Annotated in this window: 15 protein-coding genes and 1 pseudogene; 9 read left to right on the plus strand and 7 right to left on the minus strand. The window is 31.1% G+C overall.

The features are described from left to right. Positions 1-27 precede the first annotated feature (27 nt). The 3 genes from LNP19_RS13435 (at position 28) to LNP19_RS13445 (ending at position 1,802) form a co-directional block, all read left to right on the plus strand. Positions 28-792, plus strand: a complete 765-nt coding sequence (locus LNP19_RS13435; protein ID WP_230062409.1) for a hypothetical protein — start codon at positions 28-30, stop codon at positions 790-792. Between the two features lie 5 nt (positions 793-797). Then, the gene (locus tag LNP19_RS13440; RefSeq protein ID WP_230062410.1) at positions 798-1,181 is read left to right on the plus strand and encodes a hypothetical protein; all 384 of its coding nucleotides are present in this window, start codon (positions 798-800) and stop codon (positions 1,179-1,181) included. A 90-nt stretch (positions 1,182-1,271) separates the two neighbouring features. Next, positions 1,272-1,802 (plus strand): hypothetical protein, encoded by a 531-nt coding sequence (locus tag LNP19_RS13445; RefSeq protein ID WP_230062411.1) that lies wholly within the window; start codon positions 1,272-1,274, stop codon positions 1,800-1,802. A 257-nt stretch (positions 1,803-2,059) separates the two neighbouring features. Here the strand turns inward: LNP19_RS13445 and LNP19_RS13450 are convergent, their stop codons facing one another. Next, entirely contained in the window at positions 2,060-2,329 is a 270-nt protein-coding gene (locus LNP19_RS13450; protein ID WP_230062412.1) for a hypothetical protein, read from the minus strand. 467 nt (positions 2,330-2,796) lie between these two features. Between LNP19_RS13450 and LNP19_RS13455 the strand changes: the two genes are divergently transcribed. After that, positions 2,797-3,141 carry a hypothetical protein gene (locus tag LNP19_RS13455; protein ID WP_230062413.1) on the plus strand — a complete coding sequence of 115 codons (345 nt, stop codon included), beginning with the start codon at positions 2,797-2,799 and terminating at the stop codon, positions 3,139-3,141. A 236-nt stretch (positions 3,142-3,377) separates the two neighbouring features. Continuing rightward, complete coding sequence (locus LNP19_RS13460; protein WP_230062414.1) at positions 3,378-3,989, plus strand: hypothetical protein; 612 nt, start codon at positions 3,378-3,380, stop codon at positions 3,987-3,989. Positions 3,990-4,076: 87 nt separating this feature from the next. Here LNP19_RS13460 and LNP19_RS13465 read toward each other — a convergent pair. The 4 genes and pseudogenes from LNP19_RS13465 to istA form a co-directional block, all read right to left on the minus strand. Next, positions 4,077-4,318: pseudogene (locus LNP19_RS13465) on the minus strand (integrase core domain-containing protein); the annotation flags it as partial. A 299-nt stretch (positions 4,319-4,617) separates the two neighbouring features. After that, the gene (locus LNP19_RS15450) at positions 4,618-4,830 is read right to left on the minus strand and encodes a hypothetical protein (protein WP_346432214.1); all 213 of its coding nucleotides are present in this window, start codon (positions 4,828-4,830) and stop codon (positions 4,618-4,620) included. Positions 4,831-4,952: 122 nt separating this feature from the next. Then, positions 4,953-5,684: an IS21-like element helper ATPase IstB gene (istB, locus tag LNP19_RS13475; RefSeq protein WP_230062415.1), complete on the minus strand. Its 732-nt coding sequence runs from the start codon at positions 5,682-5,684 to the stop codon at positions 4,953-4,955. Positions 5,685-5,706: 22 nt separating this feature from the next. After that, on the minus strand, positions 5,707-7,272 hold the full coding sequence (istA, locus tag LNP19_RS13480; protein WP_230062416.1) for an IS21 family transposase: 1,566 nt from the start codon (positions 7,270-7,272) through the stop codon (positions 5,707-5,709). A gap of 460 nt (positions 7,273-7,732) precedes the next feature. Between istA and LNP19_RS13485 the strand changes: the two genes are divergently transcribed. Continuing rightward, complete coding sequence (locus LNP19_RS13485) at positions 7,733-7,903, plus strand: hypothetical protein (protein WP_230062417.1); 171 nt, start codon at positions 7,733-7,735, stop codon at positions 7,901-7,903. Positions 7,904-8,226: 323 nt separating this feature from the next. On the opposite strand, the gene LNP19_RS13490 is transcribed toward LNP19_RS13485, so the two are convergent. After that, positions 8,227-9,984: a reverse transcriptase domain-containing protein gene (locus tag LNP19_RS13490; protein ID WP_230062418.1), complete on the minus strand. Its 1,758-nt coding sequence runs from the start codon at positions 9,982-9,984 to the stop codon at positions 8,227-8,229. A gap of 179 nt (positions 9,985-10,163) precedes the next feature. Between LNP19_RS13490 and LNP19_RS13495 the strand changes: the two genes are divergently transcribed. The 3 genes from LNP19_RS13495 (at position 10,164) to LNP19_RS13505 (ending at position 14,361) form a co-directional block, all read left to right on the plus strand. Continuing rightward, complete coding sequence (locus tag LNP19_RS13495; protein WP_230062419.1) at positions 10,164-11,123, plus strand: BT4734/BF3469 family protein; 960 nt, start codon at positions 10,164-10,166, stop codon at positions 11,121-11,123. Positions 11,124-11,335: 212 nt separating this feature from the next. Further along, on the plus strand, positions 11,336-13,465 hold the full coding sequence (locus LNP19_RS13500; protein ID WP_230062420.1) for an AAA family ATPase: 2,130 nt from the start codon (positions 11,336-11,338) through the stop codon (positions 13,463-13,465). A 2-nt stretch (positions 13,466-13,467) separates the two neighbouring features. Then, the gene (locus LNP19_RS13505) at positions 13,468-14,361 is read left to right on the plus strand and encodes a DUF3226 domain-containing protein (protein ID WP_230062421.1); all 894 of its coding nucleotides are present in this window, start codon (positions 13,468-13,470) and stop codon (positions 14,359-14,361) included. A 77-nt stretch (positions 14,362-14,438) separates the two neighbouring features. Here LNP19_RS13505 and LNP19_RS15510 read toward each other — a convergent pair whose 3' ends face one another. Beyond that, positions 14,439-14,696 (minus strand): helix-turn-helix domain-containing protein, encoded by a 258-nt coding sequence (locus tag LNP19_RS15510; protein ID WP_428979031.1) that lies wholly within the window; start codon positions 14,694-14,696, stop codon positions 14,439-14,441. Between the last annotated feature and the right edge of the window lie 320 nt (positions 14,697-15,016).

The raw sequence follows: 15,016 nt of genomic DNA on the forward strand, positions 1-15,016 counted from the left end.
TATGATGTAGAATCCTTGATAGATTTGATGCAACTAAAATTAAACAATTTATCTTCTTACGCAAATGATAAAATTTTAACTAGATTTAGTACTTTTACACAAGATGAAAAATATGCTTTTTTTGCTGATTTTTATAATCTTAAAAAAGAAGCGGATTGGACGGTAATGAATGTCCAATATGCACGAAATGTAAATGGTAGTGTACAGCAATATACCCTTGTAGATATTTGGAAAGATGAAATTTTCGTTACTACTAAATTTTCAAAAGGGGATTTTAATTTTTTATACAGTTTTAACAGATTTAATTATACAACTTCTGAAATAGTAAAGTTGAAAGAAATAAAAGAGATAAATGGGAAATGGGTTGGAGGACATTTCGGGCCTGATCTGTTTGATAATAATAAGCTAATATATGCTTTTTTAGATGATTCAAAAATCACTGAAGTCAAGCAATACGGAAATAGAACATATAAAAGAGTTAGAAATGGTATAAAAATGAGAAAGAATGGGTATGTTAATCCAAATCCATCAACATTTAATGGAGTTCATGTTAAAAATAAAGTTTTACATACTTGGGTTGAAGGAATGAGTAGTAGAGAATTTCTTGAAGAAGTATCTTATGTGCATTCTAAAGGAGCAGATATTCCTTTTGATTCAAACGGAAGAAAGATTATTTCTTCACATTTCACTGATGGTTGTCCTGTGAAATTAGTTGTAGAAAGTGAAATTACTATAAATGGAATAAAATATTATAATTATACAACTACAATTTTATTAAATCCAAAATTTTAAAAAAAATGAATAATCAAATTTTATCACAATATCATATTTCATTCATTATTAAAAATACTAACGAAGGAAAAGAAGCATGGGTACTACCAACTAAGAATAATTTGGTAAGCAGATATATTTCGGATTATTTTATAGGTGGAAATATTGAAGGTTTCCAAAGTAATATTTTAGATACAATATCAAGAGCTCAAAATGGATTACCTTTTGATCCCTTAAATGATGGTTCTGCAATGATGGCATCTATTGAAATAGGATCAGAAACTTCATTTATAAATGATTTGAATGAAGAAACTCCACCAATTTCTATTCCGACTAATGATATTAAAGAAATAATATTAACTTGGATCGATTGGGTAACGACAAATAAATTAGAAAAAATTACAGTATAATTAAAAAATATTTTGTTAAATTGAAGTTTAATCTAAGATTCTATTTGTCTGCAGATTATAAAACACAAAGAATTAATTTATAGTATGATAATGAAAAGCGAACAAATTATAGAAGCCATTGTTGATAAAATAAATGCTGGTTACGAGGATTATGACATTGAAAGATTTTTAAAGCAACAAGAAATAAATGAAGATGAATTTGATAGCCTGATTGAAGCTGCTAAAAATAAAATTTTGGAACATCAATTAAAAACATACCCAAAACAAAATAAAAGAACCTTCATTATTTGGCTGTCTTTGTTTGTCGTGTTTTTTCTTTTTTTTGCCATTATTCTGCCAACATTAAATATTGTTAATGGAATAATGCTACTTTCAATAGTGGGAGCAATAAGTATTAGTTTTTCTGGATTTAAATCTATATTATACTATAAAAGTTGGAAAGAAGACTTTATAGAAAGAGTTGGAAAACCCAAATTAGATTTACAAAACTTTTTTTTAGTAGCTAGTTTGCCAAGCATTTTGTTTTATTTCATAATTTCTTGGAGCTTTATAAGTGGTCCTGGTTATAATCTCTATAAACTAGATATGACTATCAAAGCAATAAAATCTTTAATTCCCTGAATACTTACATATAAATATACTAATGCTATTTTATAAAACAAAGATGTGACGAAAAGGATTTTATTTTCCTCCGACCACCCCCCCCCCCCGCTACCGCACGAATCCTTTCGTGTGGTTCATTATCGTTAAACATCATACATTCTAAAAACTACTACATCGTCAATTAATCCTTTTTGCCCCGAATAATCTATGGCACTACTATATAGATAATCTTCTGCTTTATAAACTAAACCTTCTTCTACAGGATTATTATGTACTTAATCTATCTTTTGTTGAATAAGCTTATTGCTCCAAAGCTCAATTGTACACCAAGCATGAATTTCTAAACCTTTGCTTTTTTGACAAAAAATTAAACTCTCTAAAAACAAATCTTTATACTCATTTCTCGCAAATACATCCAACCAAGCTAACCACTGCACTTGAGCGAAGCGGATGCACGAATACCTATAAAAAACAATAAATATGTCATGAGTAAAGCTTATAAAATACAATCCCTCTGGATTTTGAAATTTATAATTTCTACTCATAATTATTAGTTTTTAGTTTTTACACAAATTTTGCACTTTAATCACGAACCACACGAAAGGATTAACTTCGCTGAATTTCATTTCGTGCGGTAGCGGGGGGACATTATAATCTTAAAAAGGTCTTTTCAGTCCTTTCTTTTTTACAATATATTTTTCTATTTTGTTCTCTAAAATATTTAACCGTACTTTATTGATAGTTACGGAATGCAATTCTGTGCTATCAGGTTAAAAATCAGCGCTATCGGCTAGCTGACCTAGATTTCCGAGCCATCGGGGGAGATTAGTACCTTTTTCATTGGCAGTTATGGAATGTAATGCTGTATTATCGGGATTACTGATCTTAATTAATTTTGTTTTCGGCACGAGCAAGATGCTCGCGCTAGCAGGGGGATGTTTATTTAGAACGTAGAAAGAAAAAAAATGAAGTGATTTATAGTGGTTTTGCTTATGATATAAAAAATCATTTAATGTTTCAATCAGGGGCTTATTTTTATGATTTTTCCTTTGGATTTTTTAGAAGATATAATGGAAAAGGAGAATTAATTGAAGAAATAAATAGAGATGAAAACTATCCGTTTTCTGTTTATGACTTAATAGAGAAAATAAAAGTAACACATCAAATAGATTTAAATAATACTAGTGAAAAGAGTTATGTAACTAGAAATTTTGATAAGTCACGTAATATATATATGATTGTGTATGAAAAGGATAAAAATAAAATTCTTCAAAATGGACAATCTAAATACATTACTGTAAATGGACAAACGGGTGAAATAGTAAGTGAAGGAATTACAAAAATTAGTTTGAAATAATACCACATTAGCTCATGAAATTTGCCATGGATTAGGGTTACTTCATACTCATGTAGATGGCAGTATCAAACAACCAAACCAAAAATACACATATCATTATGGCTTAAATAATCCGGCTAGGACGGATAGTGACCCAACAAAATCTACTGACAATATTATGAGTTATACTCCAAATAAAAAAACAACTTTTAAATGGCAGTGGGATATTATGCATGAAAACCTAAAGAAAAATATTTATGAAAAATAAAGCAATAATGATAATATCCTGCATCTTTTTGATGGGATGCAATACATATAAAAAGCAAATAAAACCTATAAATAATAAAATTATTATGAAAAAATTTGACCTAGAGAGTTTCAAAAAAAATAACAAAGGAAAAAAAGAATATGAAATTGTTAAAGGTGATAGCATTTTTAAAAGGAGTGATGAGAATGATTGTTTTTACGAGGAAGCTAAAAAAATGAATGGAAAATTTAAAACTATTTCTAATTACTATAAAGAAACCTTAATGATTAAAAATTCTGGAAACTATTTCGATCAAATGCCATATGGTGTTGCAAAATTCTATAATGAAAAAGGAGAAATAACTAAAGAAATAAATTATGATGAAAATTATCCTTTTTCTGTTTATGATTTAATTGCTAGAATAAAAACAACACATCAAATGGACCTAAATGATGAAAAAAATAATATATCAGTTAGTAGAGAAATTGATAGAGAAACAGGCAAACATATTTATGTGATTTTTTACGACAAAACAGATAATGGTTCTTATTGTTATAAATATATTAATGTTGATGGAGTTACAGGTCAGATTTTATCTGAAGGTAAAGGAAATTGTATGTAATTACTATTTATAACCAATTACCTACTATCCTGTTTGTTTAGTTTATCTTATCTTACATGGATATGCAAATAAAACCTACAGTATAAGTTAAGCTACATTTTTGTAATTAATTTGATTGTTAAATTCTTCAATAGTTGCATAGTTCAAAGCAGAATGTCTCCTTTTTCTGTTGTACCAAATTTCAATGTATTGCTTCGCCTGTTCACTTCGCTCGGGTCAAAGATTTCCAGTTTCATTTGTTCTTTAGAAATCAGTTTGTTCCCATAAATCAATTCCGTTTTCAAGGATTTGAAGAAGCTTTCTGCTACAGCATTATCCCAGCAATTTCCTAAGATTTTATTACATTCTAAAGTTTTTCGTTTTGGAATATAAAAATCTGTACTAGAAAAAGAATTAAAAATGATGTTACAAAAAGGATAAATACAATGGAATAAATTACTTTTTTTTCATATCTCCCCCCGCTACCGCACGAATCCTTTCGTGTGGTTAATTATCGTTAAACATCATACATTCTAAAAACTACTACATCGTCAATTAATCCTTTTTGCCCCGAATAATCTATGGCACTACTATATACATAATCTTCTGCTTTATAAACTAAACCTTCTTCTACAGGATTATTATGTACTTAATCTATCTTTTGTTGAATAACCTTATTGCTCCAAAGCTCAATTGTACACCAAGCATGAATTTCTAAACCTTTGCTTTTTTGACAAAAAATTAAACTCTCTAAAAACAAATCTTTATATTCATTCCTCGTAAATACATCCAACCAAGCTACCACTGCAAAGCTTATAAAATACAATCCCTCTGGATTGTGAAATTTATAATTTCTACTCATAATAGATATTCCGAAGAAAGTACGCCAGCATTCCGCGCTAAAGGTCGCCATTTATTCCGGAGCAAAGTACGCCAGTTAAACCGTCCTTTATCATCACTAAGTAAAGATGATATTTTTCAAAGTTAATGATTTTTTTTAGTCCTCAAAGATTTACCCGTTAATGCTATTCTGTGTGCTGAAGCTGACAATCTGTCCATTATCGCGTCGGCCAGAGTTGGTTCCTCAATGAAGTTGTACCAAGTATCCACTGGCAACTGTGAAGTAATCATAGTTGATCCTAAACCATATCTATCTTCGAGTATATCCAACAAGGCAATCCTTGCATCATTATTTAAGGCTTTCAATCCAAAGTCATCCAGGATCAGCAACTTGTTTGCAGAGATGCCCCTGATCCATTTCAGATATGAACCGTCAAGCCTAGCTTGGGTCACGGCATCCATGAACTTGTTCATGCTAAAGTACTGGGTACGGTAACCAAGCAAACAAGCACTGCGCCCTAAGGCACAGGCCATAAAAGATTTGCCACAACCAGTGGCACCGGTGATCAGGACATTTTCGCCTTTTTCAATAAACATACCATCAGAAAGCCTTAAGACTTGTTCTCTTGTAATGCCTCTTTCTGCATTACAGATTATATCTTCCGGCAATGCATGATAACGCAGTTTACTAGCCTTTAGATATTTTTGTGTTCTGGAATACTCTCTGTATTCTACTTCTGCCTGAGTAATCATAGCAATCAAAGAATGGACATCTTCTATTTCATGCACAGGAAGTGATAATGCGGCTTCATACCTTTTAGCCATGCCCGTCAATTTAAGACCTTTAAGCTGTTCTAATGTGTTTTGTGTGTTCATTTATTAAGGTTTTATAAGTTGTCTAATTATAGGCTTCAGGACCTCTGAGGTTACTGTGTTCGGGGATACGGAATTCAGCAAGAGCCTCTTCTTCGAGTAAATCCATATTGTTTTCCAGGATACTTTTAATGACCCCATAGCTGATCTTGTTACCCCTTGAACCCCGTTTACAGGCAGCTTCCATTCGTATACTGCCATAAGTATTCATTAATCGCAGCAACCCCAGACAAGCGGTATAGGACTGGTCGATTATCAGCTTACTGTCCATTACTTTTTTGAAGAATTCAAAAGTATGCGGTCCATTTTCTGCTGCTTTTTTGAGATAGTATTCAGGGTTCCATCCACGTTGATTACTAATGGCCTGGTGTCTTTCGGGCATATGTTCCTTGGTACTGGTATAGCCATGGCTGGTATAATTCCTAGTATGTACAGCAATTCTTTGTCCATCAGAATAGATCTCTACGATGTCTTGATCATAAGAAATACGTACCTCCTTTCCAATGTAGCGGTATGGAACAGAGTAAAAGTGCCAGTCTTCGCCCACAAGTACATGGTAGTGCTTTTGCACCTTTGCCTTGGTGTAATGTCTGATACTGTATGAGGATTCCGGCAAAGGCTGTAATAGTATTTTCTCTTGGCTTTCAAACAACTCCAGCCTACTGAATACTTTCTTCTGAAAGTTCAACTGATGATGACTATTGAGTTTCTCTCTAATGGCATTGTTAAGTTCGGAAAGGCTATGAAAAGTATCGTTACGCAGAGCGGCATAAATACGCCTATAAGTGATCTTTACATTATTTTCAACGGAAGGCTTGTCTTTTGGTTTATAGGGCCGAGCTGCCAGCAAAGCGACATTATTGTGGTTTGCCCATTGTTCGAGCATATCAGTAAATATGGGTTCATATTTACAACTTTTAGACACCCATTGCCTCATGTTGTCTGATTTAACAGTCAGGGGAACCCCTCCAAAGTAGGCAATAGTATGGTTCAAAGCTTTAACCACTTGAGGTAGTTTTGCATCTGGTAAAGCCTCTACATAGCCATAACCACTAAAGGGAAGTACTGCAACATATACCGGACATGCTATTAGTTCACCTGTTGAAGTATCTACGTAGTGAAGCATATCACCCGCAAAGTCTACTTCGAGTAGCTTTGCAGGAGTATGGACAAAATGCATCACGGCATTGTTTACCTTCTCCTGATCCTGTAAAAGTTCACAGAATCTGGAATACTGAAAGCCTGATGGATATTCTTTAATATATTCTTCCCAAAGCAGTAGACGCGTTACACCGGTTCGATTAAGCTCCTTACTAAAATACCCACTCAGATTGTTAAAATGAACTTTCCGGGGATCAGTATCCTCCACTAAAACAGGCTTTATAAGCCCTAGTATCCGCTCAAGTTCCTGATCGGAACGCTTTAATAATTCTTTAAAATCAACTCCAGTTTGCGCAAATTTTTGCAAATACAGTGCGATTGTTTTTCTAGAAATTTTGACTTCTTTTTCTATAGAACGCTGTGAAGCACCACGTTCTAAGAATAAAAGTATCTGTCTTATCTTAATCATACTAAGTAGTTTATTTGCCATACTGCAAGTGGTTTTTTGATTATAAACCAAACTTATAGTAATTGGCGGTTAAATCTCTACTTAGTGAGATAATGGACCCAGGATAGGTGGCGACCTTTATGCCGGAATGTCAGTCCGTTAAAAATGTTAAATCAAGAATAAAGTGGCGTACTTTGCTCCGGAATAAATGGCGACCTTTGCTCCGGAATGGGTGGCGTACTTTGTAGCGGAATCGTGGCGACCTTTGCAGCGGAATATCCACATAATTAATAGTTTTTAGTTTTTACCAAATTTTGCACTTTAATCACGAACCACACGAAAGGATTAGCTTCGCTGAATTTCATTTCGTGCAGCAGCGTGGGAGCCCGAAGAGCTGTGTATTTATTGAAAAACATGTAGTTCTAAAGGCATTCACGGAAAAAGTCAGGAGACTTTTATTATGCTTATGGCTTTTAAGAACATTAAAAAAAAACGCAAAGTCATGAGACGTTTGCGCAGCGTAGAGACGAACACTTCGTGGAGCGGTTATCTCAAATGCGGATGCAACCACTTCATAGCTTTAAGACAACTGCTAGTAATTCGAGGTCAGGAGACCTCGAATAGCTGGGTTCGTGCGGTAGCGGGGGGAACACTTCCTACAGCGGGTTATTAAATGATTACTTCTACAAAGATATGAGTCAGGAGACTTTTATTATGTTTACGGCTTTTAAGAACATTATAAAAAAACGCAAAGTCAGGAGACATTTGCGTAGCGTAGAAACGAACACTTCGTGCAGCGGATTCTTTACTTGTTAGCGATAATGGAATTGAAGTAACTGTTATCATTGTTAGTTTTTTTGTTTCTATTTTAAAAGGATCTTTTACTTATGAGGTTCACGAGATTAAGGATTTTACACCCGTTATTTTCAGTTATAACGTAAATACTCATTATATAAACGTAAATTACAATAAAGCTTTAATCTCACAAAATTTCAATTAAAATTTTTTATGATTATTTAAGTAATTATGATAACTATAAGGAGAGCCGAAAAACATATCTTTTTCGTGTAAATCAGGATTTTCACTCTTTTTACTTAAAGATTTTAATTCCTTTCTCAATCGCCAAATTTGTTTTTCTCTAAAGGAATCTAACTGTTTAAGTTGTTTAGAAATACTTTTGTTATTTTTCCCTTTGACCATCTCAAAACCATTTGTCCAACACAAACCCTGTTCTGCCGATTTATAGTTATGCAATTTTATTCTTCCAACCGACATTGAACTTAATCTTGTTTGCAGACTAAAAATAAGCTGATTACTTGATTTCCTTGAAGTATTATTTAAATTCCCTTCTTTGATAGCAATGGCTTTCAAAACATTTTCCACTTGCATAACCTGTTTTCTTTTTTCTTTTCTAATGGCATCTCTTCTTAATCTTACATCCTGATCATACTTGATTTGATATCCAACAAAAGATAGCCAAGGAAAAGCATTATGTTCTTCTTTTGGATTTGCCCATAGATATGGTTCCTTTGATTTACTTTCCCTCCAAAATTTTTTCCAATTTTCTTTTATAAGATAATCTCCACAATAGGTTGGTTCATGGTACAACAAAAAATTTTTTTTGAGTTCGGCTTTGTACACATCCAAACCTTGTTGACATTTAATTTTGTCCTCATGCATTAAAATCATGTCGTCACAAAAGCGAACATAGAAAATATCGCTGCAAACCTCTCTAACCTTTGAATCAATATTATGCAGTAGAAGATTAGATATAAAACATGAAATGGCATTTCCTTGAGGCACACCGATTCTATTATCAAGATATTCAAGTCCATAGTCCTTTATTAGATCTTTTTCAATCCATTTGAAATACCCGTTCTCTTTTAATTTATTATCTTTCCAAAACTCTTTTATGTTATTCTTCGGATAGACATCTATGTTAAATGAAAAAGAATTTAAAAATTTATTAAAGATTAAAATTGCATCCTTATCGACAGCCTTGTTATGTAATAGCTCAATTGATTTTATGTGACCTGTAAAAACTTCCCTTATGTGATTATGATTAACTGTATCGAAAAATTTTTGAATGTCGCATTCCGAGACCCAGATGTTTTTCTTCTGACTTCTATAATCAATGATTTTTTCGATAGACTTATGATGGTTATATTTGACATCTCTCTTTGACGATCTAAAGGCAAATGAGCAATCGAAAAAATACTGATCAAAAAAATCAGTCAGATATCTTGAAGTTAAAGAACTTATCACTCTGTCTTGTAGTTCGTAAATTGCGATTGGCCTATATTCGGTCTTAACTTTTCCTAGTTTTTTAAGAATGCCGAAAATTTTTGGACTTTCCATTTCATATGATTCTAGATTCTCAATTTTTTGTCTAATATCATTAACTAAAGAGATTAAATTTTGATACCATTCTTCACAATGTTCTAAAGGAATTTTTTTTTTCTTGTAAAAGGCATAACATTTATATAATCTTTCGGCAACTCGCTTTATGCTGTTATCATACTTTTTCCTTTCTTGCTCATTTAGTTTTAACCATTTTCTTCTTTTAGGAAAAACACTTTGTAATTTTTCAAATTCTATATTTGATTTACTAATTTGGATTTTTTTTGTACTGTAGTGTAAACTTATATCTCTCATCATATGAAGTTTATGTCTTCTATGGGAGTGTTTCGCTCTATAATTAGCGAGTAATTTTACTATATTTTCTTCTGAAAAACATTCTGGAAGTGAAATCATAAAAAAAAGTGTCGGCGAATTAATTAATATGAAGATATAAATGTGAACTTTAAACAAACAGCAACATTGAGTCACTTATAATTAGAGCTGCTTCAAATGAATGATCTGTACTAAAACAAACCACACCTACCTGACACTTTATTACAAATATAATGTTAATTTTGAATAAAAAAAGGAAAATGCTTAATTATAGACTGTCAATTTTTAACAATGCTTTTAATACAATAGGGAATGAAACCTCACTTCAACAGGAACTTGATGATATAAGGTCTGGCAAGTACAAATTGGAAATAAATAACTGCAGAAAAACACTCATTAATGAAAAAAATAAAGAGCTATATAAAAAAAATAAATCTAAATTAAAAGCTGTCTCTTTTTGTGGATTGTTTGAGAATGGAAGGAAATTATCCAATTTATCTTCCTACAATAGTTTAATTGTTATTGATATAGATGAAATAGAGGATATTGATAAAGTCAAAGCTAAATTAGTTAAGGACCCTTATATTATGGCACTGTGGGATTCTCCATCTTTTCAAGGATTAAAGGGACTTATAAAAGTCGATTCCACAATTGAAAATCATAAAGATTTCTTTTTTTCGTTAAGTATTTATTTTTTGCAAGAATATAACATTGAGTTGGATAAAAGTGGAAGTGATATTACAAGATTATGTTACGTTTCATGGGACCCAGATATATACATCAATTATGATTCAGTAATTTTTGACGAATTAATTAATGTTCCCGACAAAAAACCTAACGAAAAGAAAAAAACAGTCGAGTCAACTAAAATTAAATCTGTACCAAAAAATGCGTTTGCTACTGAGGGACTTAATAACCAACTAGATCGTCAGTTATTAAAGAAAATAATTACTTTTCTCAATAGCAGAAATTTATCTATAACTAATGATTTTTCAAGTTGGGTAAAGGTCGCAGTAATTATCGCTAATAGTTTTAGTTACGATTTAGGAGAAAATTACTTTCTTATACTTTGTAGAATGGACGGTGAAAATTATAATGAATTCAAAAGCAAAGAATTACTTAAATATTGCTATGCTAACAGAGACTTAAATCGTTCTGATCGATTATCTTTTGCTAGTATTATTTACTTTGCATCTCAAAAGGGTTTTGTAAAAAAATAGAATCAATTCCATCAATAAATTGCTTATTATTACCTTTCAATAGCTTTGTGATTAATAATTACAAGATTTGAATTATTTCTAAAGAATTATCTTTCAAATTTATTGAATAATTGTAATTATTCAATAAATTTGGCATAAAAAATTGCATTTAAAAAAAACACACAATCCAAATTTGTTATTTTAAGTTAAAATAACAATAAATAGACGCTAACATGGAATCAAAAAGAATCTCTAGACATATAGACCGTTTAATCTTAGATCCTAATAATTATAGATTCATTGATCGTCAAGACTATAAAGTAGTTACTGATGAAGAAGCTGCGGATCAACGAGTACAACAACGCACTTTGAACTTTATTTTAGGTAAGAATCAAGTTAACGTTCAAGATCTTATAAGTAGTTTTAAATCAAATGGTTTTATGGATATTGATCAAATCCAAGTTAAAGCTATTGGTGACAAACATTTAGTATTAGAAGGTAATCGACGAACAGCAACATTAAAATTTTTATATGATGAATTTAAAAGTGGGAATGATGTTGGTAAATTAACTGAAATTGATTTTAAAAGTATCAATTTAGTCGAAATCTCCGATGAAAACCCAGTACAGCATTTAATTACAATGGGGCTTCACCATATTAGCGGTAAAAAAAGATGGTCAGCTGTTAATGAAGCTCAATTAGTCAATGATTTAATAAGAAGTCATGGGCTATCGGAAGATGAAGTTTGCGATAAGTTAGGAATTACGAAACACAAATTAAGGAGAAGCAGAAGAACTTTATCATTTATTGAGCAATACAAAAAAAGTGATTTTGGAGATCAATTTGAACCGAACATGTTTACAATTTTTGAGACAATTGTAGGTACATCTTCTTTGAAATCCTGGATAGGATGGGATGATTATAATTACATTGCCACGAATAAGGAGAATCTTGAAAGATTTTTTACTTGGATTTCTACAGATGAAGAAATTGAAATTGATGAAGATGGTAATGAAAGATCTAAAACAATTGATCCAATCATAACTCAGTACCGTCAAGTTAAAGAAATTTCAGAATTTATAAATGATTCGAATGCTGTAAAAAAAATGGAAGAAAGTCGGAGTATTACTGAAGGGTATACTTACAGTGATGCTATAAGTGAAAATAGATTAAAAAATGCTCTTCAAAATATAGGTAGTGAAATCCAAGTAGCGTTTAATTTTAGTGAACATTTAAGTCCTGACGAATATCTAGAAATAGAAAAGCTCAAATCAAAACTTGATCGTTTAATTCCAAGCACACAATCTAACTTAGTGCTTAGTGGTAAATCTGCATCTTTATATTTTCCAAGCATTAGAAAACAATTTAGCGAAACATTTATTCATCAATATAGAAAGTTAAAAAAAATTGATGTTAAAAATTTAAGTCAAGTAAACATATTTGTAGGTGGTAATAACATGGGGAAAACTTCGATTTTAGAAGCTTTTTACCTTTCTAGTCAGTTAAATGATCTAAATGCGTTTGTGCAATTAGAAAAATATCGCGGGAAATATATTGGCGAACTAAACTCAAATTGGGTGAGTAAGAACTTTAATACTTTTATTGAAATAGAAAGTAAATTTAATAAATCTGACTCTGTAATATATATATCCTCTGAAAAAACAGAAGAAGATATTGACAAATCTGGGTATTTGTCCACAATATCTGTTCAAGCAAAAGTTGATAAGGAAACTTTTGAAAGTAATTTGCATTTATATGCAAATAAAGATGCGGATTTAAGATTTATTAAATCTTCAATTTTATGTCCCGCAACTTTTACAAGTCCATATAGATATAATAGTGAATTATTAAAAAAGGCACATGCTTTTGCAGTTGAAAATAGATATTTTGATGAAATAATTAGCTTTATTAAAGAAAATTTAGATCCTCATATTGAGAAGATAGAGTTAATCAACGTAGATAATGAAAGTCGATTTGTTGTAACTTCTAGTGCATTAACTGATGTTTTAGATATTACTAAATATGGGGAAGGTCTTCAACGTATATTTGAAATAACATTATTCATGGTCTATAGTAAAGATGGAATAATTTGTATTGACGAAATTGATAGTGCAATTCACAAAAAGTTATTGATAAAATTTACAGATTTTATTCAGCGTTTAGCAGCTAAATACAATGTTCAGGTATTTTTGACTACACATAGTAAAGAATGTATTGATGCTTTCGTCGAAAATAAATATCCTGATGATGAATTAATGGCATATGCACTAGAGCTTGACGCGGAGGGAAATTTGGAATGTAATTTTTTAAGTGGAAATAAATTAAAGCAATTAGTTGAATCTATAAATATTGACATAAGATAACGATGGATAAAAATATAATTTTAGCGCTTTGTGAAGGCCCGCATGATGTTGCGTTTTTGAACAAAATATTAAAAACTGACGGTTTTAAAAGTAATGATAGTGTAAAATTAGGTGATTTTCCTTCACCAATGAATCATATGTTAGCTAGAGAAGCTTCCAAATCAGAAGTAAAAGATCTAAACATACAGGAAATTAGGCAAACTCTATTACCCACCAATTCCTTGAAACGTGACGAAACATATCTGTTTTTGTATTCATTAGGCGGTGATGGAAAAAAAGCTTCTAGAAAGTCTTTATTAGAGAAAGTAAAGTCATACATTCCAGCAAAAGGTGAAATAAAGCAAGGGCGTTTTACAGAAGACACTACGATAAAAATTGTTTATTTTTTTGATGCAGATAATAATGGTGTTGCAAGAAGATTATTAGAGGTCAAAAATGAGATAAAAGAAATATTGACTTCTTTAAATAAAGATTCTTTTACTGAAAATGGCAGCTATGAAGAATGTGAAGGATTAAAAACTGGTTGTTATATTTTTACTGGAGTTGATAATAATTTAGGTAAATTGGAAAACATACTATTACCATTGATGACAGTAGGAAATGAGCAAATATTTTCAAATGCTAATAGTTTTCTTGATGAAAATCATGACGAAAATAGATTGTTTCCGTTTAAAATTAAAATTGGAACTTCAGGTATATTTGAAGAAAGGAGTGCAAAGACCAGTGAGAAATATAAATTTGATAAAAGTAAATCATTAATTGGTACTGTAGGCCAATTACAACAGTCTGGTGGAGCAAATACTGTTTGTATTGGATTTACAGATTATCTTACGCTAGAAAAAATTTCTACCAATCCTAAATGTAAAGAAATCATAGATTTCATTAACAATGCTTGATAAAATTCAATAATTCAAATTATCGTTTAAAATTTAAAACAAAAAAAGATGCCTAGGCATCTTTTTCTATTTTTCTGTTATTTCATCTGTTTCAGCTTCTTAGTAAAGTCCTCATAAGTTTCTGATGTTTCGTATTTCCAATTAGTAGGAACTATCAAAGTGTGTATGTTTACACGTAAAAGTTTAGCTATTTGATATAGCTCCTCGAGGGTTGGTTGTCTTTTATTATTACGCCATAGGGATATGGTAGATTCTGACTTTCCAAGATATTTTGCGATCACGCGATTTTTAATTTTTTGATCGTCAAAGACTTTTTTTAAACTATTTAATTTCATTTTTGAAAAAATTAATCAAAAAGTTTTGCGTTAAACGTAAAACTTTTATATATTTGTATAAATATTAATGCGACATTAAACTTTAATTAAGTATGATTATGACTTGATTAATGATGTCTCTCATGAAAGAAAACCGCTAAAATTCCACATGAGAAGATTTGAGTTCGCCACTATCTATTAGATTTTACTATTTTTGTAATATATCTAATAGGGCGGACTTCATGTAAATCTTTGTGGACTACAATTACGATTGTAGGGTTCTTAGCGGTACCACTTTTCAAAGTTTTGAAGTTCGCCTTATTTTTTTCTTCATTACTTTC

The sequence above is a fragment of the Flavobacterium acetivorans genome, from assembly GCF_020911885.1.
Lineage (GTDB): Bacteria > Bacteroidota > Bacteroidia > Flavobacteriales > Flavobacteriaceae > Flavobacterium > Flavobacterium acetivorans.

Excerpts from the sequence above, each read along its gene's own strand:
- LNP19_RS13435 (WP_230062409.1), top strand. The coding sequence starts at position 28 with ATGCAACTAAAATTAAACAATTTATCTTCTTACGCAAATGATAAAATT.
- LNP19_RS13500 (WP_230062420.1), top strand. The coding sequence starts at position 11,336 with ATGGAATCAAAAAGAATCTCTAGACATATAGACCGTTTAATCTTAGAT.
- LNP19_RS13490 (WP_230062418.1), bottom strand. The coding sequence starts at position 9,984 with ATGATTTCACTTCCAGAATGTTTTTCAGAAGAAAATATAGTAAAATTA.
- LNP19_RS13440 (WP_230062410.1), top strand. The coding sequence starts at position 798 with ATGAATAATCAAATTTTATCACAATATCATATTTCATTCATTATTAAA.
- istA (WP_230062416.1), bottom strand. The coding sequence starts at position 7,272 with ATGGCAAATAAACTACTTAGTATGATTAAGATAAGACAGATACTTTTA.
- LNP19_RS15510 (WP_428979031.1), bottom strand. The coding sequence starts at position 14,696 with ATGAAATTAAATAGTTTAAAAAAAGTCTTTGACGATCAAAAAATTAAA.
- LNP19_RS13485 (WP_230062417.1), top strand. The coding sequence starts at position 7,733 with ATGAGACGTTTGCGCAGCGTAGAGACGAACACTTCGTGGAGCGGTTAT.
- LNP19_RS13450 (WP_230062412.1), bottom strand. The coding sequence starts at position 2,329 with ATGAGTAGAAATTATAAATTTCAAAATCCAGAGGGATTGTATTTTATA.
- LNP19_RS15450 (WP_346432214.1), bottom strand. The coding sequence starts at position 4,830 with ATGAGTAGAAATTATAAATTTCACAATCCAGAGGGATTGTATTTTATA.
- LNP19_RS13495 (WP_230062419.1), top strand. The coding sequence starts at position 10,164 with ATGCTTAATTATAGACTGTCAATTTTTAACAATGCTTTTAATACAATA.
- istB (WP_230062415.1), bottom strand. The coding sequence starts at position 5,684 with ATGAACACACAAAACACATTAGAACAGCTTAAAGGTCTTAAATTGACG.
- LNP19_RS13460 (WP_230062414.1), top strand. The coding sequence starts at position 3,378 with ATGAAAAATAAAGCAATAATGATAATATCCTGCATCTTTTTGATGGGA.
- LNP19_RS13505 (WP_230062421.1), top strand. The coding sequence starts at position 13,468 with ATGGATAAAAATATAATTTTAGCGCTTTGTGAAGGCCCGCATGATGTT.
- LNP19_RS13455 (WP_230062413.1), top strand. The coding sequence starts at position 2,797 with ATGTTTCAATCAGGGGCTTATTTTTATGATTTTTCCTTTGGATTTTTT.
- LNP19_RS13445 (WP_230062411.1), top strand. The coding sequence starts at position 1,272 with ATGAAAAGCGAACAAATTATAGAAGCCATTGTTGATAAAATAAATGCT.